At 67.8% G+C, this 25,014-nt stretch carries 21 protein-coding genes; 9 read left to right on the forward strand and 12 right to left on the reverse strand.

Annotated features, from left to right (window positions below):
• Nucleotides 1–37: 37 nt before the first annotated feature.
• The 5 genes from miaA to AAF184_04065 all read right to left on the reverse strand — a co-directional run bounded on the left by miaA (nt 38) and on the right by AAF184_04065 (nt 6,243).
• A complete protein-coding gene (gene miaA, locus AAF184_04045) occupies nt 38–988 on the reverse strand; it encodes a tRNA (adenosine(37)-N6)-dimethylallyltransferase MiaA (protein MEO0421482.1) in 951 nt (316 codons plus the stop codon).
• Nucleotides 988–2,829 carry a DNA mismatch repair endonuclease MutL gene (gene mutL / locus AAF184_04050; protein MEO0421483.1) on the reverse strand — a complete coding sequence of 614 codons (1,842 nt, stop codon included), beginning with the start codon at nt 2,827–2,829 and terminating at the stop codon, nt 988–990. The genes miaA and mutL overlap by 1 nt, the downstream gene beginning before the upstream one ends.
• Before the next feature lie 42 nt (nt 2,830–2,871).
• Complete coding sequence (locus tag AAF184_04055; protein MEO0421484.1) at nt 2,872–4,221, reverse strand: N-acetylmuramoyl-L-alanine amidase; 1,350 nt, start codon at nt 4,219–4,221, stop codon at nt 2,872–2,874.
• A 122-nt stretch (nt 4,222–4,343) separates the two neighbouring features.
• Nucleotides 4,344–4,835 (reverse strand): tRNA (adenosine(37)-N6)-threonylcarbamoyltransferase complex ATPase subunit type 1 TsaE, encoded by a 492-nt coding sequence (tsaE, locus tag AAF184_04060; protein MEO0421485.1) that lies wholly within the window; start codon nt 4,833–4,835, stop codon nt 4,344–4,346.
• The gene (locus AAF184_04065; protein MEO0421486.1) at nt 4,828–6,243 is read right to left on the reverse strand and encodes an NAD(P)H-hydrate dehydratase; all 1,416 of its coding nucleotides are present in this window, start codon (nt 6,241–6,243) and stop codon (nt 4,828–4,830) included. Before AAF184_04065 ends, tsaE begins: the two co-directional genes overlap by 8 nt.
• 234 nt (nt 6,244–6,477) lie before the next feature.
• Between AAF184_04065 and queG the strand changes: the two genes are divergently transcribed.
• Nucleotides 6,478–7,533 (forward strand): tRNA epoxyqueuosine(34) reductase QueG, encoded by a 1,056-nt coding sequence (gene queG / locus AAF184_04070; GenBank protein MEO0421487.1) that lies wholly within the window; start codon nt 6,478–6,480, stop codon nt 7,531–7,533.
• Nucleotides 7,534–7,659: 126 nt separating this feature from the next.
• Nucleotides 7,660–8,616 (forward strand): GGDEF domain-containing protein, encoded by a 957-nt coding sequence (locus tag AAF184_04075; GenBank protein ID MEO0421488.1) that lies wholly within the window; start codon nt 7,660–7,662, stop codon nt 8,614–8,616.
• Nucleotides 8,617–8,626: 10 nt separating this feature from the next.
• On the opposite strand, the gene panC is transcribed toward AAF184_04075, so the two are convergent.
• From panC to pcnB, 5 genes are all read right to left on the reverse strand, one after another.
• Complete coding sequence (panC, locus tag AAF184_04080) at nt 8,627–9,484, reverse strand: pantoate--beta-alanine ligase (GenBank protein MEO0421489.1); 858 nt, start codon at nt 9,482–9,484, stop codon at nt 8,627–8,629.
• 33 nt (nt 9,485–9,517) lie between these two features.
• A complete protein-coding gene (gene panB / locus AAF184_04085) occupies nt 9,518–10,348 on the reverse strand; it encodes a 3-methyl-2-oxobutanoate hydroxymethyltransferase (GenBank protein ID MEO0421490.1) in 831 nt (276 codons plus the stop codon).
• A gap of 162 nt (nt 10,349–10,510) precedes the next feature.
• Entirely contained in the window at nt 10,511–11,170 is a 660-nt protein-coding gene (locus AAF184_04090) for a deoxynucleoside kinase (protein MEO0421491.1), read from the reverse strand.
• Entirely contained in the window at nt 11,160–11,675 is a 516-nt protein-coding gene (gene folK, locus AAF184_04095) for a 2-amino-4-hydroxy-6-hydroxymethyldihydropteridine diphosphokinase (protein MEO0421492.1), read from the reverse strand. Before folK ends, AAF184_04090 begins: the two co-directional genes overlap by 11 nt.
• Complete coding sequence (pcnB, locus tag AAF184_04100; protein MEO0421493.1) at nt 11,672–13,129, reverse strand: polynucleotide adenylyltransferase PcnB; 1,458 nt, start codon at nt 13,127–13,129, stop codon at nt 11,672–11,674. Before pcnB ends, folK begins: the two co-directional genes overlap by 4 nt.
• A 72-nt stretch (nt 13,130–13,201) precedes the next feature.
• Here pcnB and AAF184_04105 point away from each other — a divergent pair, with 72 nt between their 5' ends.
• Nucleotides 13,202–13,642, forward strand: a complete 441-nt coding sequence (locus tag AAF184_04105; GenBank protein ID MEO0421494.1) for an RDD family protein — start codon at nt 13,202–13,204, stop codon at nt 13,640–13,642.
• Nucleotides 13,643–13,660: 18 nt separating this feature from the next.
• On the opposite strand, the gene lptG is transcribed toward AAF184_04105, so the two are convergent.
• Both lptG and lptF read right to left on the reverse strand, forming a co-directional pair.
• Nucleotides 13,661–14,728 carry an LPS export ABC transporter permease LptG gene (lptG, locus tag AAF184_04110; GenBank protein ID MEO0421495.1) on the reverse strand — a complete coding sequence of 356 codons (1,068 nt, stop codon included), beginning with the start codon at nt 14,726–14,728 and terminating at the stop codon, nt 13,661–13,663.
• Nucleotides 14,725–15,822 (reverse strand): LPS export ABC transporter permease LptF, encoded by a 1,098-nt coding sequence (gene lptF, locus AAF184_04115; GenBank protein MEO0421496.1) that lies wholly within the window; start codon nt 15,820–15,822, stop codon nt 14,725–14,727. Before lptF ends, lptG begins: the two co-directional genes overlap by 4 nt.
• A gap of 127 nt (nt 15,823–15,949) precedes the next feature.
• Between lptF and AAF184_04120 the strand changes: the two genes are divergently transcribed.
• The 6 genes from AAF184_04120 (at nt 15,950) to AAF184_04145 (ending at nt 25,011) form a co-directional block, all read left to right on the forward strand.
• On the forward strand, nt 15,950–17,437 hold the full coding sequence (locus AAF184_04120) for a leucyl aminopeptidase (GenBank protein MEO0421497.1): 1,488 nt from the start codon (nt 15,950–15,952) through the stop codon (nt 17,435–17,437).
• Between the two features lie 42 nt (nt 17,438–17,479).
• Nucleotides 17,480–17,938: a DNA polymerase III subunit chi gene (locus AAF184_04125; GenBank protein ID MEO0421498.1), complete on the forward strand. Its 459-nt coding sequence runs from the start codon at nt 17,480–17,482 to the stop codon at nt 17,936–17,938.
• Between the two features lie 155 nt (nt 17,939–18,093).
• Nucleotides 18,094–20,859 (forward strand): valine--tRNA ligase, encoded by a 2,766-nt coding sequence (locus tag AAF184_04130; protein ID MEO0421499.1) that lies wholly within the window; start codon nt 18,094–18,096, stop codon nt 20,857–20,859.
• A 92-nt stretch (nt 20,860–20,951) separates the two neighbouring features.
• Nucleotides 20,952–21,911, forward strand: a complete 960-nt coding sequence (locus AAF184_04135) for an AAA family ATPase (protein MEO0421500.1) — start codon at nt 20,952–20,954, stop codon at nt 21,909–21,911.
• A gap of 23 nt (nt 21,912–21,934) precedes the next feature.
• A complete protein-coding gene (locus AAF184_04140) occupies nt 21,935–23,005 on the forward strand; it encodes a DUF58 domain-containing protein (protein MEO0421501.1) in 1,071 nt (356 codons plus the stop codon).
• On the forward strand, nt 23,002–25,011 hold the full coding sequence (locus AAF184_04145) for a DUF3488 and transglutaminase-like domain-containing protein (protein ID MEO0421502.1): 2,010 nt from the start codon (nt 23,002–23,004) through the stop codon (nt 25,009–25,011). Before AAF184_04140 ends, AAF184_04145 begins: the two co-directional genes overlap by 4 nt.
• Nucleotides 25,012–25,014: the final 3 nt, after the last annotated feature.

Genomic DNA, 25,014 nt, shown 5'->3' on the forward strand with positions numbered 1-25,014 from the left:
CCGCGTGAGTCCAGGGTGGGTGAGAAGGCACGAGTGATCAGACCTGGTGCTCCTCCAGGGCCGTTTCAACCTTCTCCATCACCGAAGTGTAGCGGCTCGGGGAGTCGCTATCCAGCCAACAAATAGCCGAATCTGCCCGCAGCCACGTGAGTTGACGTTTCGCCAGTTGGCGCGTGGCGTGGATGGCCGCCTCCTCGGCTTGTGCGGCACTGAGTTCGCCCTTCAGGTGGCGCCAGTACTGGCGATAGTTCACCGAGCGCATCGAGGGCATACGGTCATTGAGGTCGCCGCGAGCGAATAGTTCCCTCACCTCCTCCACCAATCCTGCCGCCAGCATCAGCGCCATGCGCTGCTCGATGCGTCGGTGCAGGGTCGCCCGCTCAGCGGGCATGACGGCGTATTTCAGGTAGCGATAGGCCTGCGAGGGCGCTTGCGTGGCCTGCTGGAGGTCGCTGAGTGGTGTGCCCGTCAGCCGCCACACCTCGAGCGCCCGCTGAATCCGCTGGGCATCGTTGGGGTGAATGCGGGCGGCGGCAGCCGGGTCCACATCCGTCAACTCCCGGTGCACAGCGGGCCACCCCTCGGCGAGGGCCTGGGCGTCGATCGCCGCCCGTACCTCGGCGTCCGCCTCAGGCAGCGGCGCCAGGCCCCGCTCGAGGGCCCGCAGGTAGAGGGCCGTGCCCCCCGTGAGCAGCGGCACCCGCCCCCCGCGTCGACTGCGCTCCATCGCCTGCAGGGCTTCGTCCACGAAGCGGCCTGCGGAGTACGATTCCGCCGGATCGCAGACATCCACCAGGGCGTGGGGTACCCGCGCCAGCACCTCGGGCTCGGGTTTGGCGGTGCCGATGTCCATGCCGCGGTAGATCATCGCCGAATCGACGCTGATCACGTCGAAGGGGCCGCGCTCGGCGAGGTAGATGGCGAGGTCCGTCTTGCCCGAGGCGGTCGGCCCGGTGAGCACCAGGGCGGGCCAGGGCCGCGAGGACACTAGCGACCGCGCAGAAACAAGCGATCGAGGTCGCTCATGGAGAGCTGGCTCCAGGTCGGACGACCGTGATTGCACTGGTCGGCGCGCTCCGTACGTTCCATATCCCGTAGCAGCTGATTCATCTCATCACGCGTGAGCTGTCGATTGGCGCGCACGCTGCCGTGGCAGGCCATCGTCGCGAGCAACTCGTCCACCGCCTGCTGGATTCGATTGCTCGCCCCGTGCTCGTTGAGGTCGGCCAGCACGTCGCGTACCAGTTGCTCGGCGTCCGCACTCGCGAGTAGCGCCGGCACTTCGCGAATCAGCAGGGTCTGCGGCCCTTGGCGCGTGAGCCCCAGCCCCAGACGCGCGAGTTCCTCGGCGACGGCTTCCGCGGCGTCGGCTTCACGGTTGGAGACGGCCAGGCGCACGGGCATCAGGAGCGGCTGGGCCGTCACACGCCCTCCCTCCCAGGCCTGCTTCATCCGCTCGTAGACGATGCGCTCGTGGGCCGCATGCATGTCCACCACCACCAGGCCGTGCTCGTTCTCGGCCAGCAGGTAGACCCCGTGCACCTGGGCCAGGGCTTGCCCGAGGGGCATCTCGCCGGGCGCTGCGGCGTTCGCTGGCGCCTCGGCCACCGCCATCGTCGGCGCGCCGCCGCGAGTCGCCTTCGGCGCACCGTACAGCGATGACCAGGCCTCCAGACGCGTCCGCGTATCGGCCAGGGACATTCGCTGCTGGGTGCCCACGCCGCGATGCATGGCGGACTGAGGTGGAGCACCGTCCGCCGCCAGCCCGGGTGAAGCGTCAGGGTGGCTCGACACCCCCTCGGCGAGCGCCGCGGGAGCGGCCACGCCTTCACCGCCCGGGTGGGTCTGGGCGAGCACGTGCTCGATCGTGCGCCCAACGAATCCGTGAACCGCCCCGCTGTCGCGGAAGCGCACCTCGAACTTCGCGGGGTGCGCGTTCACGTCGACGCGGGCCGGGTCCATGGTCAGAAACAGGACGTAGGCCGGGTGGCGACCGTGAAACAGTACGTCGCGGTAGCCATGGCGAACAGCGTGGTTGAGTAACTTATCGCGCACCATCCGACCGTTGACGTAGCAGTACTGCATGTCCGCTTGACTGCGACTGAAGGTCGGCTGCGCAATCCAGCCGCGCAAGGTGAGCGACTCCCCTTCCCGCTCCACGTAGAGGGCGTGCTCGAGGAAGGCCTCGCCGCACAGGGCGGCGACGCGCGCTTCCTGCCGCTCGCGGTCGTGGGCGGGCGGCAGGTCGAGCACGCGCTTGCCGTTGTGGGTCAGGCTGAACGCCACGTCGAAGCGCGACAGGGCGACGCGCCGAAAGAGCGCCTCTGCGTGGCCGTATTCGGTGCGCTCCGTGCGCAGGAAGCGACGCCGCGCCGGTGTGTTGTAGAAGAGATCACGCACATCGACGGTGGTGCCCTTCGGGTGCGCCGCGGGCGCTACCTCGCTGCCCTCGACGCTCGCCTCGAGCGCGTGCGCCGGCCCCTCGCCCGTGCACGACGTCAGGATGGTACGGCTGACGGACGCGATCGACGGCAGGGCCTCGCCGCGAAAGCCCATCGTGGCCACCCGCTCCAGGTCGTCCAGGCTGGTGATCTTGCTGGTGGCGTGACGGGAGAGCGCCAGCGGCATCTCGTCGGCGGGAATGCCGGCGCCATCATCGCGCACGGCGCAGCGACCGATGCCACCGCGCTCGAGGGTGACCTCGACGCGAGTCGCCCCCGCATCGAGGGCGTTCTCCAGCAGTTCCTTGAGGACGGACGCGGGCCGCTCGATCACCTCGCCAGCAGCGATCTGATCGATGAGTTGGTCGGGGAGTAGGCGAATGGGCATGGGGCGTAGGGTAGCGCAATCGCCCCCCGACGCCGCACCCTACTACTGACCGCCGCTGCCGCCCGGGATGGTCAAGACCTGGCCGATGCGCAGGCGATCGCTGGCGAGGTCGTTCACGGCCCGCAGGCGGGGCACGGTCACGTCGAAGCGCGAGGCGATGGCGGACAGCGTGTCACCGCGACTGATGGTGTAGGTACGCGGCGTGGCCGGCGCCTCGGCCGCGAGGCGCGCCACCAGCGTGCCGGGAATCGCCTGCTCGTAGAAGTAGGACCGCACACCGCGCAGGATCGCCCCGGCCAGGCGACGCTGGGCTGCCGGGTCGCGCAGGGTGCGCTCCTCGCTGGGGTTGGAGATGTAGGCGGTCTCTACCAGCAGGGATGGGATATCCGGCGACTTCAATACAATGAAGCCACCCTGCTGCACCGTGCGCTTGCGCACGTGCACGACGCCGTCGAGCTCACCGATCACATGCTTGCCGGCCTGCAGGCTGGCGCTGATGGTGGCGGACTGGGACAGATCGAGGAGCACCGACGCCAACACGTCGTCCTTGTCGTTCAGCTCCACCCCGCCGATCAAGTCGGCGGCGTTCTCGCGCTCGGCGAGCCAACGCGCAGCTTCGCTGCTGGCGCCGCTAGCGGACAAGGCGTAGACGGTCGCCCCGCGCGCCCGCGCATCGCGAAAAGCGTCCGCGTGAATGGACACGAAGATATCGGCCCGCGCCTTGCGTGCGCGTTCCATGCGACCGCGCAGGGTCACGAAGTAGTCACCGTCGCGGATCAGCAGCGGGCGCATGCCCGGTTCGCGTTCGACCAAGGCGGCCAGCGCTCGCGCGATGCCTAGCACCACGTCCTTCTCGCGCGTGCCACCAGGACCGGATGCGCCGGGGTCCTCCCCGCCGTGACCGGCGTCGATGGCGATGACCAGATCACGCTCGCCCTGGCGGGGCGCCGCTTTGACTACCGTCTCCCCGCGCGCCTGTAGCCCCAGGTCCACCACCAGGCGATGACCGTAGACATCGTTGGGGGCGACGGAGAATGAGTTGGGGTGCACCAACTGGTTGACGTCCAGCACTATCCTAAGATCGCCATTAGGTCGCTGGCCGTGGCGAATACCGCTGACCACCCCGCCGGTGGGTGGCGTCGCCTGTTGCCCGGACCAGCGCCCGCCGTGCACGTCGATGACCACGCGCTCGGGCCCGTGCAGGACAAACAGGCGATGGGTGGAGGCGCGGTCCAGATCCAACACCACGCGAGTGTTTTCAGGGCCGGCCCACAGGCGCACGCCCTGCACGTCCACGTCGGCCGCCTGCACCGCGTTCGCGGCGAGCGCCATGAGCAGCGCGAGAATGCGCCATCCGGGGCCAGCGATGTGGGAGCGGGAAGAGGGCAACATGAGTATCGGGCGCAGCGGTCGATGATCGAGCCCGCAGGCTACCCCAGCGAACGGAGCCCTGACAAGTAATTTCTCATGCAAATTAGCAAGATGAGCACTCAATCTCAGAAACTTGTTGAGGCCTAGATGCGCCCCCCCACGGCGGCCAGCCATGCTTTCCCGGCCGTGGAGAACGCCCGCGCTTCCGCCCGTCGCTCATCCGCACTCGCCCCGTGCGCCAGCCGCAGCTGAAGATCGGCCGCCTCGAGCACCGCCGGCACCCGCTCAGCCCACTCCACAACGGTTAGCTGGCTCACCTGAGAATCGTCGAAATACCCTATAAATTCAAGCTCTTCCGGATCAGCGAGGCGGTACAGATCGAGGTGCCGAAACTGCCGTCCATCGTCGAGATGATAGGGCTCGACTAGCGTGTAGGTGGGGCTGCGTACCGTCCCCTGCACCCCGAGCGCGCGCAGCACGGCCCTTGCCAGGGCGCTCTTCCCTGCGCCGAGGGGGCCGCTCAAGGTCAGCAGCAGGCGCTGCTCCGGCGGCTGGGCGCTGACGAACGCTGCCAAGCGCTCACCGAGGGCCTGCGTGGCGGCCTCTCCTCGAAGCTGCCAGCCGACTTCATCCAAGGCCGCGACCACCGCCGTTCAAGCACTCACGCACGAGCGGCGCCAGATCGCCCGCCAGCAAGCCGCGCTGGCCGCCCATTCGCGCCACCGCCACGTCGCCGGCCATGGCGTGGGCGAGCACACCCAGGCTCGCGCTCACCATCACGCCTGCACCCTGCCCTTGTGCCATCAACGCGCCGATCACACCGCTCAGTACGTCTCCCATGCCAGCCACCGCCATCCCCGGATTGCCGCGATCACAGAGGTGTGGCAACCAATCGGGCGCCCCCACCAGGGACCCTGCGCCCTTGAGCACCACCACCCCCGCGAAGCGCTCCACCAGGGCGGCGTGGGTGCCGAGGCGATCCGCCTGCACGCCCGCCGCGTCCCGATCCCCGAGCAGTCGTCCCGCCTCCGCGGGGTGCGGGGTCAGCACGAGCGGCCGCTGCTCCGCACGCTCACACAGACGCTGGCGCAACTGGCCCTGGTCTTCGCCGAGCATGTTCAGGGCATCGGCATCCAACAGCAGGGGCAGGTCACTCGCGATGGCGGACTCCAGCAGCGCGCGGCCCCAGGCGTCACGCCCGAGGCCTGGTCCGGCGACCACGACCGTCGCCCTCGCGAGCAAGGGCGCTAGCTCGGACACGCCATCCACGCCGTGGCACATGAGCTCCGGGCGCCCGAGGTTGAGCGCGCTCGCATGGGTCGGTGCGGTGGCCACACTGACCAGGCCCGCCCCCGCGTAGAGGGCCGCCTCGCCGGCCAGGCGCGCCGCGCCGGCCATGCCGGGCGCACCGCCGATTACCAGGACGTGTCCGTGGCTGCCCTTGTGGGCGACCACGCGACGAGGCGTGGCGGCGAACTCGTCCAACAGCGCCGGCGGCAACAGGCGCGCCACTGGCGCGGGAGCCGGCGCTGGCAACACCGCATCGATGCCGAGGCGCTCCACCCGCAGCGCGCCGACGTAGTCCGGTGCGAGGCCGAGGTAGTGGCCGATCTTGCGCTCCACGAAGGTCACCGTGAGGGCAGCTCGTATCGCCACACCTAGCACGGCACCTGAGTCGCTACACACGCCGCTCGGACCGTCCAGCGCCAGCACCGGTCGCCGGCTCGCGTTGACGGCACCTATCAGGCTCGCCAACTCACCCGAGATAGGTCTAGACAAGCCAGTACCGAACATCCCGTCCACCACGACGTCGACGGACGCCAACGCCAGCGTGGACGAATCGCCCGCCCAACGCTCCACGCGCACCGTGGTATCGCCCAGATCCGCGTAAGCGCGGGCCGCGTCACCCGACAACGTGTCCGCTTCCGCCAGCAACAGCACGCGCGGGCGCAGGCCGGCGCTGGCGGCGAGGCGGGCCAGCACCAGGCCGTCGCCTCCGTTGTTGCCGCCGCCGCAGAGCACCAGCAGGTGCCGGGCCTCCAACCAGCGTTCGCGCAGACGGTCGAGGGGCGGCCGCCGCCGCGCGAGACATCAGCGTGTAGCCTTCGATGCCCGCTCGGATGGCGGCGGCGTCTCGTTCGCGCACCTGCGCGGCACGGTACAGCCCCTCGGCGCCCGCGAGCGATGTCCTGTCGGCGTTCATGCCTCCAGTATACTGGCCGGGTCACGGTCCCCGTGGGGCCCACCCGAACCCAGCGACCCTAGGATGCCAAGCGCATGGAGCTTCGCGCGCTCGAAAACGACCTACACGAGTGGTCCCGCGAGTTGGGCTTCCAGCAGCTCGGCATCACCGACATCGACCTACGCGAGCACGAAGCGCACCTGGAGCGGTGGATCGCCCTGGAGCGCCACGGCGAGATGGCCTGGATGGCCCGCCACGGCCGCCGCCGCTCCCGCCCCGACGAGCTGATCCCCGGCACCTGCTCGGTGATCTCCGTGCGCATGGACTACCTCCCCGACCATGCAGCCGACGCGGCGCAGGTGCTCGGCTCACCGTCCCAGGCTTACGTGTCCCGCTACGCCCTGGGCCGGGACTATCACAAGGTCCTGCGCAAGCGCCTGCAGTCCCTCGCCGATCGCATGCACGAACGCGTCGGCGATTTTGGGTATCGCGTGTTCGTCGACAGTGCTCCCGTGCTCGAGAAGGCGCTGGCGCAAAAGGCGGGGCTGGGCTGGATCGGCAAGCACACCAACGTGCTGAACAAGGAGGCGGGCAGCTGGTTCTTCCTCGGGGAGATCTACACCGATCTGCCCCTGGCGCCCACCGCCGCCGAGACGCCCGCCAACCACTGCGGCAGCTGCACCGCGTGCATCGACGTCTGCCCGACCGGCGCCATCGTCGCCCCCTACGAGCTCGACGCCCGCCTATGCGTCTCCTACCTCACGATAGAATTCGCTGGATCGATCCCTATTTCGCTAAGACCCTTGATCGGTAACCGCGTGTACGGCTGCGATGACTGTCAGCTCTTCTGCCCCTGGAACAAGTTCGCGAAGCTGACGTCGGAAGGTGACTTCAGTCCGCGCCATCGCCTCGATGAGGCTACGCTCATCGAGCTGTTCGGCTGGTCCGAAGCACAGTTCCTCTCCCGCACCGAAGGCAGCCCCATACGCCGCATCGGCTACGAACGCTGGCTTCGCAACCTAGCGGTCGCCCTCGGCAACGCACCCACCAGCCCGGCGGTGGTGCAATGCCTGGAGGCGCGCCTGCCCACACTCTCCCCCTTGCCGGGCGAACACGCTCAGTGGGCATTGGCCCAGCATAATCGCGGTTAAGCCGCCACCCCATTGCACGGCCCCACTCACCCGCCCTGCGCCTTGCGGCACCGCACGTGCTTTTGCCCCTATCAGCCGGCACTCAAGTCTGGTTAACTTCGCGGTTGGAAACTCGTTGGAACCCGGATGCCAACTGCTGATCTGCCCGTCACCCCCACGCGAGAGAGCCTGCAAGGACTGCAGCTGTTTCGCAGCATCGACGTCGGCGTCATCGAAGGCTACCTCGACGCCTGCGCCGTTCGTCGCCTGGGGGCAGGCGAGGTGTTGCTCAGCCCTGACGACGACAACTACCACCTGTTCGCGCTGATTGACGGCAACTTGCACGTGCGCCTGAAGCGCGACGCGCAGGAGCCCTTGGAGAGCGTCGTTCCCGGTGCCTGCGTAGGGGAGATGTCCTTCGTCGACGGGGAACGCCCCTCGGCCTACGTGGTGGCGGCCAGCCCGTCGACGGTGCTGCAGATTCCCCACGAGACCCTTTGGGCCATGTGCAACTCAGCCCCCGTGATCGCCCGCAACCTGTTGGCCTTGCTCGCCAAGCGCGTGCGCAACAGCAACCGCATCATCCTCGACGGTGAGGGCATGCTGCGCGAGGTCGAGCGCAACGCCATGACCGACGCGCTCACGGAACTCAACAACCGTCACTGGCTGGAGGAGATGTTCCCGCGCAAGCTCGCCCGCTGCGCCCGCGATGGTTCGCCGACCTGCCTGATCATGCTCGACATCGATCAATTCAAGCCCTACAACGATCGCCTGGGTCACCTGGCTGGCGATCGCGCCTTATGCCAAGTCGCCTCGGTGCTGCGCACCCAGATCCGACCGAACGACATGGTGGCGCGCTACGGCGGCGACGAGTTCGTGATCATGCTGCCGGACACGAGCCTGGAGTCGGCCTTGACCACGGCGGAGCGGATTCGCCGCGGCATCTCCCGCGCCTCGTTGATGCACCCCGACCGTACGCGCATCACCGTATCCCTCGGCGTCGCCCAATACGGCCCCGACGACACACTGAAGTCGCTTATTAACAAGGCGGACTTCGCCCTCTACCGAGCCAAGCTCGCCGGACGGGATTGCGTCGCCCAGTAGGGCCCCTCGCCTAGCCGTCGCTCACGGTCACCTGAAGGTTGTCGATCAAGCGCGCTCGACCGAGCCACGCGGCGCCCAGCACGGCAAGTGCGCCGTCGCCCGCCACGGGGAGCTGCAGGTCGTCCGCCCTTCTCACGGACACGTAGTCAGGGCGCAGGCCCGCGTCGCGCAACGCCTGCACCGCGCGTGCTTCCAGGGCGGTGACGTCGCCCTCCCCCCGCACCAATGCCTCGCGCACGCCCTCGAGCGTGCGGTAGAGCACGGGGGCCAAGGCACGTTCCTGGGGCGTCAGATAGCGGTTACGCGAGCTCATCGCCAGGCCGTCGTCCTCACGGGCCGTCGGCGCGGGCAGTACCTGCGTGGGGATGTACAGGTCGCGTACGAGACGCTCGATGATGCGCAGCTGTTGCAAGTCCTTCTCGCCGAACACGGCCACATCGGGTTGCACCATGTTCAGCAGCTTGCAGACCACCGTCGCCACGCCCACGAAGTGTCCGGGTCGGTGCTCGCCGCAGAGCATTTCGGTGAGGCCGGGGAGGTCGATGCGCGTCGCCAGGGACTGACCGAGGGGGTAGATCTCCTCGTCGCGCGGAAAGAACAGAAGATCACAGGAGGCCGCCGCGAGCATGGCGCGATCCGCTTCCAGGGTGCGCGGGTAGCCGTCGAAGTCCTCGCCACCACCGAACTGCAGGGGATTGACGTAGACGCTCGCCACCAGACGATCGGCGCTGTCCCGCGCCCGATCGATCAGGGTCATATGCCCCTCGTGCAGGTTGCCCATGGTGGGGACGAAGGCGATGCGTTCGCCCTTGGCGCGCCAAGTCCCTACGCGTTCACGCAGGGCCGCCACCGTGTTCACCTCATGCATCTGCTCGCCCCGCCGCCCGACACCGATCAGCCCTCATTCGAAGCAGTGCTCCTCGGCCGGGTAGCGCCCCGAGCGTACGGCATCCACGAAGGCCGCAAGCGCATCCGGAATACTCGGCGCGCCGGCCATGAAGTTCTGGGTGAAGCGCGGCTTGCGGCCGGGCGTGATGTCCAGAATGTCGTAGAGGACCAGGATCTGGCCATCGACGTCCGGGCCCGCGCCGATGCCGATGACGGGCACTTCCAGCGCCTGGGTGATCCGCGCCCCCAGTGGACTCGGCACACATTCGAGCAAAACGATGTCGGCGCCCGCGTTCTGCAGTGCCAACGCGTCATCCACCATCGCCTGGCCGGCATCGTCCTCGCGGCCCTGCACGCGAAAGCCTCCGATCTTGTGTACCGACTGGGGTCGCAGCCCGAGGTGGGCGCAGACGGGGATGTCGCGCGACGCCAGGTGCTCCACCACCTCCAGCTGCCGCGCGTTGCCCTCGAGCTTCACCATCTGCGCACCGCCCAATTGCATTAGGCGGATCGCGTTCTCGAGCGCCACATCAGGCGAGGTGTAGCTCATAAACGGCATGTCAGCCATGAGGAAGGCACGGTGCAAGCCTCGGGCCACGGCCTTCGAGTGATAGATGATGTCATCAACGGTCACTGGCACGGTGCTGTCGTACCCTTGCACCACCATGCCGAGGCTGTCGCCGACCAGGACCACGTCGACACCCGCCCCATCCACGCGCGCGGCAAAGCTGGCGTCATAGGCGGTCAGTGAGGTGAATTTCTCACCCTTGCGCTTGAACTCGCGCAGGGTGGACAAGGTGACCGGCGGACGTTCCTTGGCTTCGGGTTGCAGGTGCGTGTACACGTGAGTTGCGTTCCCTGTGGTGGTGGGGCGCCGGCAGGGCGCTCAGCGTTGCATCGAGTATCCGAATTCGATCCGGGGAATGCCAGCCGCCACCACCCCTAGCCGCCTTGCCCTGACGCCAGTCCCGCTCGCTGAGCGTTACCTTATTCACCAAGCGGCCCACTAGCGCGAGCGGAACAGGGAGGGTTGGCTGGAATTGAGGTAGTGGCGGCCGTGGCGGATGCGCCCGATCGCCTCCAACACGGCCTGCAGGTCCTCTTCGCGCCCCGACACGTCCAGGCGCTCGTTGTTGATGATCAGCAGGGCACCCGCATCGTAGAAGTGGAAGTAGCGGGAGTAGGCATCGCTCAGGCGCTCGAGGTAGCGCCGGTCGATCTGCTGCTCGCAGGCGATGCCGCGGCGCGCGATGCGCTCGAGCAATACGTCGGGGCCCGCCTGCAGGTAGATGACCAGATCGGGCACGGGCGCATCCATCGCCAGGCGCTCGTAGAGCTGCTCGTAAAGCGAGTACTCGTCATCGTCGAGGGTCAGGCGGGCGAACAGGCGGTCTTTATCCAGCATGAAGTCGGCCACCCGCACCGGCGCGAACATGTCCGCCTGGCGCAACTGCTGCGCCTGACGAGAGCGCTGCAGGAGAAACGTGAGCTGGGTGGGCAACGCCGCTGTGCGCGGCTCGCGGTAGAAGCGTTCGAGGAAGGGGTTGGCGTGAGGTTCCTCGAGCACCAGCTCGCCGCCCAAGCGCTCGGCCAGCGCCCGTGCCAGGGTGCTCTTGCCAACCCCGATCGGGCCCTCGATCGCCAGGTAGCGAAGATCAGTGCTCATCGCTCTCGAGGGGCACGATGTCGCCACAGTCCACGGCGGCGAGCAGACCGGTCACGCTCCCGACCCCGGGCACGGTGAGGCCGGGTGCCACCTGCGCCAGGGGCGCGAGCACGAAAGACCGTTCGGCGATGCCTGGGTGGGGCACGGTCAGGGTCTCGCTCTCGTGTCGCTCAGCGGCGAACACGAGTAGATCCAAGTCCAGGGTTCGCGGTCCCCAGCGTTGGCCGTCGCGGCGACGCCCCTGGGCGTGCTCGATGCGTTGCAGTTCGCCGAGCAGCACGTGGGCGGCGAGCTGGGTCAGCAAGCCGGCCGCAGCGTTTACGTAGTCCGGTTGGTCGGGCGGCCCCATCGGCGCGCTTCGCCAGAGGGCCGAGCGGCGAATCAGATGGGTGCTCGGCAAGCTTGCGAGCGCGTCGAAGGCACGTTCGAGCTGAGCCACCGGCTCCTCGAGGTTGCTGCCCAGGCCCACGTAGGCGGGCTGCCAGCAAGGCGCCGCGAGGGTCACTCGCTGCCTCCCTCCGGCGGCGTCGCGTTGCCGCTGTCGCCCGCCTCACCCGACGCGGCGCCGGCGCCACGACCCCGGCCGCCGCGCCGGCGCCGACGCTTGCGCCGCCGGCCCGGCGAACCGTTCGCGCGAGCGCCTTCGCCCTCACCGCTCGCGTCCCCTCGCCCATCGAGCTTGGCCCGCGCTTGCTCCGGATCGAGGTGAATCACCTCACCCCACAGCTCGGCGGACGCTTCGGATATCCAGGGCTCACCGGCCGCGTGGCGCAGGAGGAAGAAGTCGCAAGCGGCGCGGAAGCGCGGATGGTCGAGCAGGCGCAGGGCGTGGCGCCCCTGCGTGTGCTCGAAGCGCGGCTGCAGGGACAGGATGTCGCTCATGCCCTGGGTGAAGCGGCGCGGGATCGCCACCTGCGACTGCTGGCGCATACCCATCTCGAAGGTCGCGTCCTTGAGCACGTGGCTGGACAGCACTGGCGTCTCCTGGGGGGCCGCCTGCGCCGCCATCTCCAGCGCGAGATCGCGGATCGCGCCCCACAGCAACACGCAGAACAGGAACACGGGCGTGACGGACTTGCCCTCCTCCAAGCGCACATCGCTGTTGCGCAGCCCCATCTCCACCAAACGGCGATCGAAGTCAGCGGCGTTCGGCGCGAACATCTGCTCCGTGCTCGGGAAGAGGTAGCGAAGCAGCTCGAACTCGCGCAACAACTCGAGGGTTGCGAGCCCGGCGCCGCCCATCAGCAGCTTGATCGATTCGTCGAGCAGGCGTGCCGGGGGCACGTCGGCGAGCAGGTGACCGTAGTCCCGAATGGGGGCGCGAGTCTCCTCGTGGATCGTGAAGCCGAGCTTGGCCGCGAAGCGCACGGCGCGCAGCATGCGTACCGGGTCCTCCTGGTAGCGCTGCGCGGGGTTGCCGACCATGCGCAAGGTGCGCTCGGCGATGTCGTCAACGCCGCCCGTGTAGTCCCAGATCGAGAAGTCATCGATGTTGTAGTAGAGGGCGTTGGCGGTGAAATCGCGGCGCCACACGTCCTCCTCGATGCTGCCGTAGACGTTGTCCCGCAAGATCCGCCCGGAATCGTCGATCAGCCGATCGGACGCCCCTTCGCTCTCCTCGTCCTCGCTGGTCGACGGCGCGCGGAAGGTGGCCACCTCGATCACTTCGGGGCCGAAATGCACGTGCGCCAGGCGGAAACGCCGGCCGATCAGTCGACAGTTGCGAAACAGCCGTCGCACGTCTTCCGGGTGCGCGTCGGTGGCGATGTCGAAGTCCTTCGGCTCCCGGTCGAGGAGCAGATCGCGCACACCGCCACCCACCAGAAAGGCCTGGTAGCCGGCCTGGTTCAGGCGATAGAGCACCTTGAGGGCGTTGCGCGAGATGTTCGACCGGGAGACCGTGTGGTCCGGTCGGGGGATGATTCGCGGTGTCGTATGACCGGGGTTGCTGGCTGTCAACGTCGGGCTAGTGGGTTGAAGGGATGGGGTATATTACACGCTCACTCCCCGACGACGACTGTACGTTCGCCGATGCCCCTCTCGCCCGTCGCCTTCGCCGAGCGCTTCCGCAGCCTGTTCCGGCGCCTCGGCGCCATGGCCTACGACACTTTGCTCCTCGCCGGATTGATGATCGTGCCCACCGTGCTCATCGTGATTGCGCGGGGTGGTGAGGCCGTGCCGTCGGGCGATCCCACCTACCAGGCCCTGCTGGTGCTCCTCACGAGCGCCTTCTACGTGACCTCCTGGACCCGCCGGCGGCAGACCTTAGGAATGCGCGCCTGGCAGCTCGAGGTCTGCGATCACGAGGGGCGGGCCCTGAGCCTCACGCGGGCCGCCGGGCGCCTGCTCGCGAGCATCCTGTCGCTGGCCCCGTTCGCCCTCGGCTACCTCTGGATATTGGTGGACCCCCAGGGCCAGGCCTGGCACGACCGGCTGACGCGAACCCAAGTCCGCTTTGCCGCGAATACCTAACGAATAGCTTTACGCACCTCAGCGGGTGTAGCGAAAGGCGAGCACGATGACGGCCGCCAACAGGAGCGTCGGCAGCCAGGCCAGGAGCAACGGCGTCACCCCCAAGACCGCACCACTCCCGAGCACGGTGCGCGAGCCTACGAAGTAGATCACGCCGATCACGATACCCACGAGCATGCGCTGGCCCGAGGCTGCTGAGCGCAGCGGCCCGAAGACGAAGGGCAACGCGAGCGCGGCGATCATGGCCAAGGCCCCGAGGTTGGACAGGCGCGACCAGAACGCCACCTCGTAGGCGTAGGTATCGAGCTCGTTGCGCCTCAGGTAGTCGATGTACCTGTACAGGGGCAGCAGCGGTAGCTTATCGGCGTCGTTCACCGACAGGTCGATCAGCTCCGGGCGCAACTGCGTGCTCTGCGCCACCTCCAGGGATTGGCGCAAGGTCACTCCGGTGGGCTCGATCATGCTTTCCCGGTAGTCCTGCAGGCGCAGCTTGCCGGACTCGTCAAAGTCCGCCGCGCGCGCCCGGGCCACGGACACGAGACGGTGACGATCATCGAGGGAGAAGACGTATACGCCACCGAACGCATCATCCACCTCGCGCGCCTCGAGGTGGATGATGCGGTCGCCGTCCTTGATCCAACTGCTGCGCCCGTCGGCGAGAGTCACGCCCTCATTCAAGCTCAAGGTGCGCAGCCGTTGCCCGTAGTCGGCGGCGACCGGTCCGATGAGGTCGCCGAGGAGCAAGCCCGCCAGGGCCAGGATGGCGCCGCTGATCATGGTGCCCCGGGCCAGGCGCCACAGGGACACGCCAGCGGCACGCATCACCACCAGCTCACTGTGTGCCGCCATTCCCCCAAGACCGAGCAACGCGCCAAGCAAGGTGGCGATGGGCAGAAACTCGTACGCGTGGCGAGGCAGTGAGGTGACCACGAAGGTCAGTGCCTCCAGCATCCCGTAGCTGCCCGTGCCCACGTTCTCCAGCTGGCGCAGCACGCCGACGAAGGCGCGCAGCGCCACGAGGGCGGCAAGCACCAGGGCGGTCCCCGTCAGCACGGCGCGGGCGATGTAGCGATCGATCAAGCTCACGCGGGGGCCGTGGACACTCGAGGCGCACGCCTGAAGACGCCGGCTTGCCAGGCGAACCACAGGGCGCCGGCGGCGATGAACAGCCCATGCACCCACCACAAGCCGACCCAACCGGGCACATCGCCCTGCGCCACCGCGCTGCGGCCCGTGGCTAGCAAATTCGAGTACACGACGTAGATCAGGAGGGCCGCGACAAAGGTGCCGTAGCGACCCTGACGTGGTCGTGTCTTGGCCAGGGGCACAGCCAGCAAGGTCAGGGCGAAGGCTGCCATGGGCAGGGAGAGGCGCCACTGAAGCTCGGCGAGATCGCGCGTGTCCCCGGTGCCGATCAGCTCACGGGTTGGATAGGTTTGCCGGTTGTCGCTGCGCGCCGCAGGGGCCGGTAGCTCGATGGGCACGCCGTGCTCGCGGAAACTCACCTCGCGAAAGTTCGTGGTGCCCGGCTCGCCCTCCACGCGCTGCCCTTCGTAGAGCACGAGCAGACGTTGGTCCTGACCGCTGCCTTGGCGCAGCTCCCCGCGTGCCGCCACCGCGACTTCAACGTAGCTGCCGCGCCGACGCTGGATGAAGACGTTCCCTAGTAACCCATCCTTGTCGATGGACTCCGCATAAAACACGGTGGAACCGCCGCTCACGGCCTTGAAGCGCCCAGGCTCCAACAATCCCACCTCGGCGGCCTGGCGGGCTCGTTGACTGGTGAGGTACGCCTGCTGCGCGGCCCACGGCGCCACCTGCAGCGACAGCACCGCGAGCAGCAGCGCGGTCGGCAAGGCCAGGGTGAGCAAGGGTCGGAACAGGCGCGACAGCGGCATCCCCGAGGCCAGCAAAGCCGCCATCTCACTGTCGCGATACATACGCCCCAGAGTCATCAAGATCGCCACGAATAGGCCGACCGGGATCAGGATGGTGAGGAAGTAGATGGAGGAGAGCCCCAGCATGAGCAGCAGCGCCTCCCGCGGGAGATCGCCCTGCGCCGCATTCGCCAGGTCGCGAGCGAAACGGTCCGCCAGCAAGATCGCAAACAGCACGCCAGTCGCCGCGAACCACGAGGTGGCCACTTCGCGCAGTACGTAGCGGTCGACGATCCCGAGCATGCCTTTCTCCACGGAGCATTTCGCTCCGCCTGTGTAAGCGGTTATTCTTGCCGGCTGTAATCCAACGCTGCCCGATCGATTTGGTGCAGCGCGCCCAACGGGGTAACCACGAAATTTCGGGGGAAGCATGAAGTATTCGGTGAGTGGCGCCAACGTCTCTGGACTTGCGAGCAGCTGTGTAATCGCCGCCATTACGCGCGACGGAACGCTCGGTCCGGCCACCGCGCAGCTCGACGCCAGCCTCGACGGTGCCGTTCGTCGGATCATCGACGCGGGCGACTTCAAGGGCAAGCTGGGCGATACCTTCGTCCTGAGCGGCCTCGGCGGCAGTATTGCCCGCGTGGTGCTGACGGGCGTTGGGGAGGCCAGCGAGCTCGACGCCAAGCGCTACCGCCGTGCCCTGATCGCAGGCGCCGACGCAGCCGCCGGCACCGCGGCCGAAGACGTCACCCTGCTGAACACGCTCGAGCCTCCGGCCGGGATGAGCACGGCGGAGGCGGTGCGCCTGAGCGTCGAGTGCGTCGCCTACGCCACGTACCGCTTTACAGCCTTCAAGTCGAAGGGCGCGGAAGCCGCTGGGGCCCTGCCCTCGGCCTGCACGATGCTCGTGGCCGAAGATGCCGTGGCCGAGGGTGAGCAAGGTCTCGCCGTAGGCGATGCGGTGGCGGCCGGCGTGGCCCTCGCCCGCGACCTCGGCAACATGCCCGCGAATGCGTGCACACCCACCTACCTGGCGGAGACGGCGCAACGCATCGCTGCCGACAACCCGAACATGACGGCTCGCGCCCTCGATCAGGACGAGATCGAGGAGCTGGGCATGGGCTCCTTCCTGTCCGTGACCCAGGGCAGCCGGGAGCCGCCCAAGCTGATCATCATGGAGTACAAGGGCGGCCAGGAGGGCGATGCCCCCGTGGCCCTGGTGGGCAAGGGCATCACCTTCGACACCGGCGGCATCTGCATCAAACCCGCACCAAGCATGGATGAGATGAAGTACGACATGTGCGGTGCGGCCGGCGTTCTCGGCACCATGCAGTCGGTCGCTCGCTTAAGCCCCGCCAGCAATGTGGTGGCCATCGTGCCTGCCTGCGAGAACATGCCCGACGGCCTCGCCACGCGCCCTGGTGACATCGTCACGGCGATGGACGGCCAGACCATCGAGATCCTGAACACGGACGCCGAGGGCCGCCTGATCCTCTGCGACGCCATCTGCTACGCCAAGCGCTACAACCCCGACGTCATCGTCGACGTCGCCACCCTCACGGGCGCCTGTGTGATCGCCCTCGGCGAGCACTACAGTGGGTTGATGAGTAACGACGATGCCCTCGCCGAAGCACTCATGGCCGCCGGCCGCTCCGCGTGCGATGTGGCCTGGCGCCTGCCGATGGAAGACGACTACGCGGAGGTGCTCAAGAGCAACTTCGCTGACTTCGCTAACGTGGGCGGGCGCCCCGGTGGCGCGATCACCGCGGCCTGCTTCCTGCACAAGTTCGCCCGCGACCAGCGCTGGGCGCACCTGGATATCGCCGGCTCCGCGTGGAAGGGCGGCAAGGCCAAGGGCGGCACCGGACGCCCGGTGTCCCTGCTGATGCAGTACATCCTCGATCGCCTGGCCTGAGGGAGTTCACGGGCCCGGGCCCATCGTTGACGGATCATCGCGATGAGCACGCGTGCCGAGCGAGTCGACTTCTACGTGGAGGACCAGGCCGGCCTACCCGCCCTGTTGCGGGCCGCCTGTCGCGTCGTGGATCAGCTGTGGCAACCCCTGCCGGCTCGCACGCTCGTGCGCGTCGGCGACGAAGCCACCCTCTCCCGCCTGGACGACGAACTGTGGACCTTTCGCGACGATGCCTTCGTGCCGCACAGCCCCTACACGGGCGAGCCTGACCCCGTCAGCCCAGTCCTGCTCACCACCCAGGCACCGCAGGACCTCAGCCTCACCCCAGAGGTATTCATCGACCTCACCGCCATGACCCCAGCCGCCGACTGCCTCGAGCGGTTTCCCCATGTCGCGGTGGTGCTCGACGGCGATACAGCGCGGCGCGAAGCGGGTCGCGATCGCTTCCGCGAGTGGCGAACCCTGGGACTGACCCCGCAAACACACCCGTTGGGGCGCTGAGACCGCCTCGACGCAGGTCGCACCGCGGCCATCACGCCTTCGCCACCTCGCACCTTTCCGCTATTCTCGGCGGTCCTGTCCGCTGCTCTTGCCAGGCCAGGGCCCGGCGCACGTGAGCAGCCTCATCGAACACCCAAGAGTTGACACCCCGATCCATGGAAAAGACCTTCGACCCGCAGGCCATCGAGAAGGATTGCTACGCCCGCTGGGAAGCCGACGGCTGCTTCGCGCCGAGCGGCAGCGGCGAGCCCTACTGCATCATGATCCCGCCGCCCAACGTGACCGGTACGCTGCACATGGGGCACGCGTTTCAGGACACGATCATGGACGCCCTCACCCGCTACCACCGCATGGCGGGCCGCGACACCCTGTGGCAGATGGGCACGGACCACGCCGGCATCGCCACCCAGATGGTGGTGGAGCGCCAGCTCAACGCCGAGGGCAAGAGCAAGCACGACCTCGGCCGCGACGCCTTCATCGAACGGGTATGGAAGTGGAAGGGTGAGTCCGGCGGCGCCATCGGTGAGCAGCTGCGCCGCCTCGGGGCCTCCGTCGACTGGACGCGCGAGCGCTTCACGATGGAGCCGGCCCTGTCGAAGGCGGTGACGGAGGTTTTCGTCAAGCTCCACGAAGATGGCCTGATCTACCGCGGCAAGCGCCTGGTGAACTGGGACCCCGTGCTGCACACGGCCCTGTCCGATCTGGAGGTGGTGTCGACGGAGGAGTCCGGCCACCTCTGGCACCTGCGCTATCCCTTGAGCGATGGCAGCGGTCAGGTGATCGTCGCCACCACGCGCCCGGAGACCATGCTCGGCGATGTCGCCGTGGCCGTGCACCCCGAAGACGAGCGCTACACGCACCTGATCGGCAAGACCATCGACCTGCCCCTCACGGACCGCAAGATCCCCGTGATCGCTGACGACTACGTCGATCCGGAGTTCGGCAGCGGCTGCGTCAAGATCACCCCGGCCCACGACTTCAACGACTACGAGATCGGTAAGCGTCACGGCCTGGAGATGATCACGGTGTTGGACTTCGATGCGAAGCTCAACGATGCCGTCCCCGAGACCTATCAGGGCCTGCCCCGCTTCGAAGCGCGCAAGCGCATCGTGGCCGACCTCGATGCCGCGGGCTTGCTCGAGCGCATCGACGATCACAAGTCCGCCGTGCCCCGTGGCGATCGCAGCGGCGAGGTGCTCGAGCCTCTACTCACAGACCAGTGGTACGTGAGCGCCAAGCCCCTCGCCGATCCCGCTATCGACGCCGTTAAGTCCGGTCGCATCCGCTTCGTGCCGGCGAACTGGGACCGCACCTACTACGAGTGGATGAACAACATCCAGGACTGGTGCATCTCGCGCCAGCTCTGGTGGGGCCATCGCATCCCGGCCTGGTACACGGAGGACGGCGAGGTCATCGTCGCGCGCAGCGAAGAGGAAGCGCGCGCCAAAGCTGGGCTCAGCGCGGACGCACCCCTGCGCCAGGACGACGACGTCCTCGACACCTGGTTCTCCTCCGCCCTGTGGCCCTTCGCCACCCTGGGCTGGCCGGAGAAGACCCCGGAACTGCAGCGCTACTACCCGACCAGCGTGCTGGTCACGGGCTTCGACATCATCTTCTTCTGGGTTGCTCGCATGGTCATGATGGGCCTGCGCTTCATGGACGACGTGCCCTTCCACGAGATCTACATCCACGGCCTGGTGCGCGACTCAGACGGCCAGAAGATGTCCAAGTCCAAGGGCAACGTGCTCGATCCCCTGGACCTCATCGACGGCACCACCCTCGACGCCCTGCTCGAGAAGCGCACCTCCAAGCTCATGCAGCCGGCCATGGCCAAGGCCATCGAGAAGACCACGCGCAAGCAGTTCCCCGACGGCATCCCGGCCTTCGGCACGGACGCCCTGCGCTTCACCTTCATGGCCATGGCCACCACGGGGCGCGACATCCGTTTCGACATGGGCCGCATCGAAGGCTACCGAAACTTCTGCAACAAGCTGTGGAACGCCACCCGCTACGTGCTGATGAACTGCGAGGACAAGCCGCGCGGGGGCGAGGACATGGTGCTCGCCGACGCCGACCTGTGGATCCGCTCGCGCTTGCATCGCACGATCCGCGAGGTGCAGGAGAACTTCGCCACCTATCGCTTCGACCTGGCCTCCCAGGCCCTTTACGAGTTCACCTGGAACGAGTTCTGCGACTGGTACCTGGAGCTCACCAAACCCATTCTGCGCGACGCGGACGATCACTCCCCCGAGGCCCGTGGCACCCGTTGGGCGATGCTCGACGTGCTGGAGGCCCTGCTGCGCGCCCTGCACCCGATGATGCCATTCATCACCGACGAGCTGTGGCGACGCGTGGCCCCGCTGGTGGAGCGCGGCGCGGACACGGTGATGAGCCAGCCCTACCCCGAAGCGGGGAACTATGTCCGGGATCTCGACGCCGAACGGAATATGGACTGGGTCACGGACTTCGTCCTCGGCATCCGGCAGATTCGTGGCGAGATGGATATCTCTCCGTCCCGCGCCCTGCCGGCGGTGCTGCAGGATGCCAGCGATGCAGACCGCGAGCGCCTCGGGCGATACGCGGCCCTGCTGTCGCGGCTTGCGAACCTCGAGCAGATCGACGTGCTCGACGCGGGGGCGGTGCCTGACCTGTCCGCCACTGCCTTGCTCGGCGACATGCGCTTGTGTGTCCCCCTCGAGGGACTGGTGGACATCGGGGCGGAGATCGCGAGACTGGAAAAGCAGCTCGCCAAGCAGCGTAGCGAACACCAGAAGGTGAGCGCGAAGCTGGGCAACGCGAAATTTGTCGATCGTGCCCCGGCAGATGTCGTTGAGGAACAGCGCCGTCGCGGCGCGGAGCTCGAGCGATTGGTGGCCAAGCTGGAGGACCAGCTAGGCGCCCTGCGCAAGGCCGGCGTATAGCTGCCACAGCCTCGCGGGACTGGGATGCAACGGCCACGGATTCCGAGAGGAATCGGGCCACGGAGCCTACTGAACGGATGGACCAAACGAGCATGCCAGCACGACCCGCAGCGCAGCCGGTACCCAACCCGGCCGCCACTTCCCTCGCCCGCAACGTCATCGATCAACTGTCGAAGGTGATCCTGGGTAAGGAGTTGCAGCTGCAACTTGCCCTCACCTGCCTGATCTCCCGCGGCCACCTGCTCATCGAGGACTTGCCGGGCGTCGGCAAGACCACCCTGGCCCAAGCGCTCGCCCGCGTACTGGGCCTGAGCTTCCAGCGGGTGCAGTTCACCAGCGACATGCTGCCGGCGGACATCATCGGCGTGTCTGTCTACGAGCGAAACAGCGGCGAGTTCCGCTTCCACAAGGGCCCCGTCTTCGCCCAACTGGTGCTGGCGGACGAGGTGAACCGCGCCACGGCCAAGACCCAGAGCTCGCTGCTCGAGGCGATGGAGGAGTACCAGGTCACCGTCGACGGTCAGACCTACGCCCTGCCTCAGCCCTTCTTCGTGGTGGCGACGCAGAACCCGGCGCATCAGATCGGCACCTTCCCCCTGCCCGAGTCACAGCTCGATCGCTTTTTGATGAGCATGTCCCTCGGCTATCCGCCCGCCTCGCTCGAGCGCACGCTGATCTCCGGCGCCGATCGCCGCGAGATTCTCGACGGGCTCGAACCCAGCCTGGCCCTGGACGACTTCATCGCCCTGCAGCGCCTGGCCCCGAAGGTGCACCTCTCCGACCCGATCCTCGACTACATTCAGGCGATCGTGGCCTACACGCGCCAATCGCCCGAGTTCGACGCGGGCCTCTCGCCGCGTGCCGCTATCGCCTTAGGGCGCGCGGCCCAGGCCTGGGCCCTGATTCAGGGTCACCGGGGCGTGCTGCCGGAGGACGTGCAGGCCGTTGCACCGGCCGTGGTCGGCCATCGCCTGCGCCATCGCGATCAGACCGCTGGGCTCACGACCACAGAGCTCGGCGAGACCGTGATCGGCGCCGTCGCCATTCCTTAGGGGAGTCGCACCACCCGCTCGCCATGAAGGCCCTTACCCGCTTCATCAACGAGAAGGCGCAAGCTTGGGCCTTGGAGCGCCAGGGCGAGGATGAGCGCAGCGTCACCCTCACTACGCGACGGGTCTACATCCTGCCCACAGGCCAGGGCCTCGCCTTCAGCGTCCTGTTACTAGCGATGTTGTTAGCATCCCTGAACTACAATAACAGCCTCGGCCTGGCCCTCACCTTCACCTTGGGTGGGTTGGCCGTGGTGGCCATGCACCATTGCCACCACAATATGGTCGGCCTCACGATTCGCCTGGTGGACGTGGAGCCCGTCTTCGCCGGCCAACGCGCCGAGTTTCGCTTCGCCCTCGAGGGGCGTGGCCGGCACGAGCGCTACCAGTTCCAGCTGTACACCGACGGCAACCCGCCGGGCAGCGCAGAGCCCAGCACCGTCTACAGCGCCATCGCGGATGTGCCCGACGAGGAAGACCGTACGATGATCCTGTCCGTGCCGACGCATCGTCGCGGACGCCAGAGCCTGGCCCGGGTGGGCGTCACCACGCGCTTTCCCTTCGGCCTGTTTCGTGCCTGGAGCTGGCTGCACATGGATGGCGCGGTGCTCGTCTACCCGAGCCCGGCGACCGACGCACCGCCCTACGCGGCCGGTGAGGGCGACACCGAGGGCAGCGTCAACGAGCAGCGCGGTGAGGAGGACTTCGCGGGGCTTCGCAGCTTTCAGGGCGGCGACTCGCCTCGCCACATCGCCTGGAAGGCCTACGCACGCGACGACGAACCTCGGGTCAAGCGCTACGCCGGCGTCGCCGTCGCCACCACCTGGCTCGATTTCGATGCGCTGACCGAGTCCGATCCGGAGCGACGCCTCGAGCAGCTCACCCGTCAGGTCCTCGATGCTCAGGCCGCCGGCCACCCCTACGGCCTGCGCCTGCCGGGCGAGGTGCGCATCAGCCCGGATCTGAGCGCTGCCCATCAGGAGCGCTGCCTGAGCGCCCTCGCCATGTGCACGTTCGGGGCCCCGCAAACGACCGCCGGGCCCGTCGCGCATGCCTTCACGCCTCCTGGCCCCACCCAGTCGGTCGCCGCGGGATGAGCAGCCAACGCCTGTCGGCGAACACGCTCACCGCCCAACACCTCGGTTGGGTGCTAGTGGCGAGCGCGCTCGCCTTCCTGCCCCACATCACCCATCTGCCGCCTTGGGTATCCGCCCTCGCCGCCCTGGTGTCCGTGTGGCGCTACGCCGCCCACCTGCGCGGTTGGGGACTACCGCCGATGCTGCTGCGCTCGGTGCTGGTGGCCGTGAGCTTCACGGGTGTACTGGTGCAGTACCAGACGGTGAACGGCATCGAAGCGGGCAGTGCCCTGCTCTGCGTCATGGCGGTCATGAAGCTCACAGAGACCCGGACGGCCCGTGATCTCGTGGTGCTCATCTACATCGCCTACTTCCTGATCGCCGCCCAGTTCCTCTACGAGCAGACCGTGTGGATGCTGATCTGGGCGGTACCGAGCATCTGGTTGCTGAGCGCCACGCTGCTGCAGGTCAACCACCAGGGTCGTTTGCTGGCGATCAAACCTGCGCTCTCCCTGAGTGGCCGCATGCTGCTGCATGCCTTGCCCCTCATGCTCGCCCTGTTTCTCCTGTTCCCGCGCATGCAAGGCTCCTTCTGGGCCATCGAAGCTCCGAGCAAGCGTGGTCTCACGGGGCTCAGCGACAAGCTCGAGCTGGGCTCGATCAGCGAGCTGATTCAGTCGAACGAGGTGGCCTTCCGCGTGCGCTTCGACGGCGAGGTGCCCGATCGCCCGCAACGCTACTGGCGAGGGCCCGTGCTCGATCACTTCGACGGTCGCACCTGGACCCCCGGCGCCACGGCTCAATCCCCGGGCGCCACGCCGGACGTGGTGCTCGATGGCCCCCGCGTCACCTACGAGCTGACGCTGGAGCCTCAGATCGGTCGCTACCTGTTCGCCCTGGAAGCGCCGGACCCCCTCGCGGTGATGTCCGTGGACGCCATGCTCACCCAGGACTATCAGATCCTCGCCCGCCGCGACCTCACCGACCGCACCCGCGTGCGCCTGGTGAGCTACCCCGAGGCCCAGGTCAACCACATGACCCGAGCCCTGCGCCAGCGCACCCTCGACCTCCCGCCGGGCAACCCCCGCGCCCGCGAGCTGGCCGCGCAGCTGGTGCAAGATGCCGGCGGCCGGACCAGCCAGGTCGTGGCCTCAGCCCTGGAGCTGTTTCGCGAGCAACCCTTCTACTACACGCTGCGCCCGGGCGAACTGCGCGGCAATCGCATCGATCAATTCCTCTTCGACACGCGCCGCGGCTTCTGCGAGCACTACGCCTCGTCGTTCACCTTTCTGATGCGCGCCGCCGGCATTCCCGCGCGCGTGGTCACGGGCTATCAGGGCGGCGAGCTCAACACCTCCGTGCTCCTCGGCGGCCACCTCACCGTGCGCCAATCGGACGCCCACGCCTGGGCCGAAGTCTGGTTGCGCGGAAGGGGCTGGGTGCGGGTCGACCCCACCGGCTACGTGGCCCCGGAGCGGATCGACTCCGGCATCGGTGAAGCCCTGCCCGAGCTACACAAGGGCTTCGGCAGTCTGCCACTGCTCTCGGGCCTCCGGCAGACCTGGGACGGCGTCAACCACGCCTGGAACGATTGGGTGCTCGGCTACGGGCCCAGCCGTCAGAACAGCCTGATGGAACATCTCGGCGTGAAGAAGCCCGATGCCTACAAGCTGGTCGGCTTGCTCGCCATCGCCCTCGGCGTGATCGGCGCCGCCCTCTACCTGGTGCTGGAATGGCGGGGACGACCCGCCCGCCCCGCCCCGGCGAGTCGGCTCTATGAACGCTTCTGCCGTCGCCTGGCGAAGCGCGACCTGGCGCGGGCACCCGAGGAGGCACCGAGGGATTTTGCTAGGCGTGTCGGGGAACACCGCCCCGACCTGGCGGAGCGCGCGAAGGTGATCACCGAGTTGTACCTCGCCCTGCGCTACCTGCCAGACGGGCACACCAAGCAGGCGCTCGACGATCTCCGTCGTCAGGTGAGGGAGTTTCGCGTCGCTCAGGCGCCTCCGGCCGCAGGTCCGGCCTGAACG

It is taken from the genome of Pseudomonadota bacterium (assembly GCA_039815145.1).
In the GTDB taxonomy this organism is placed as follows: domain Bacteria; phylum Pseudomonadota; class Gammaproteobacteria; order Steroidobacterales; family JBCBZW01; genus JBCBZW01.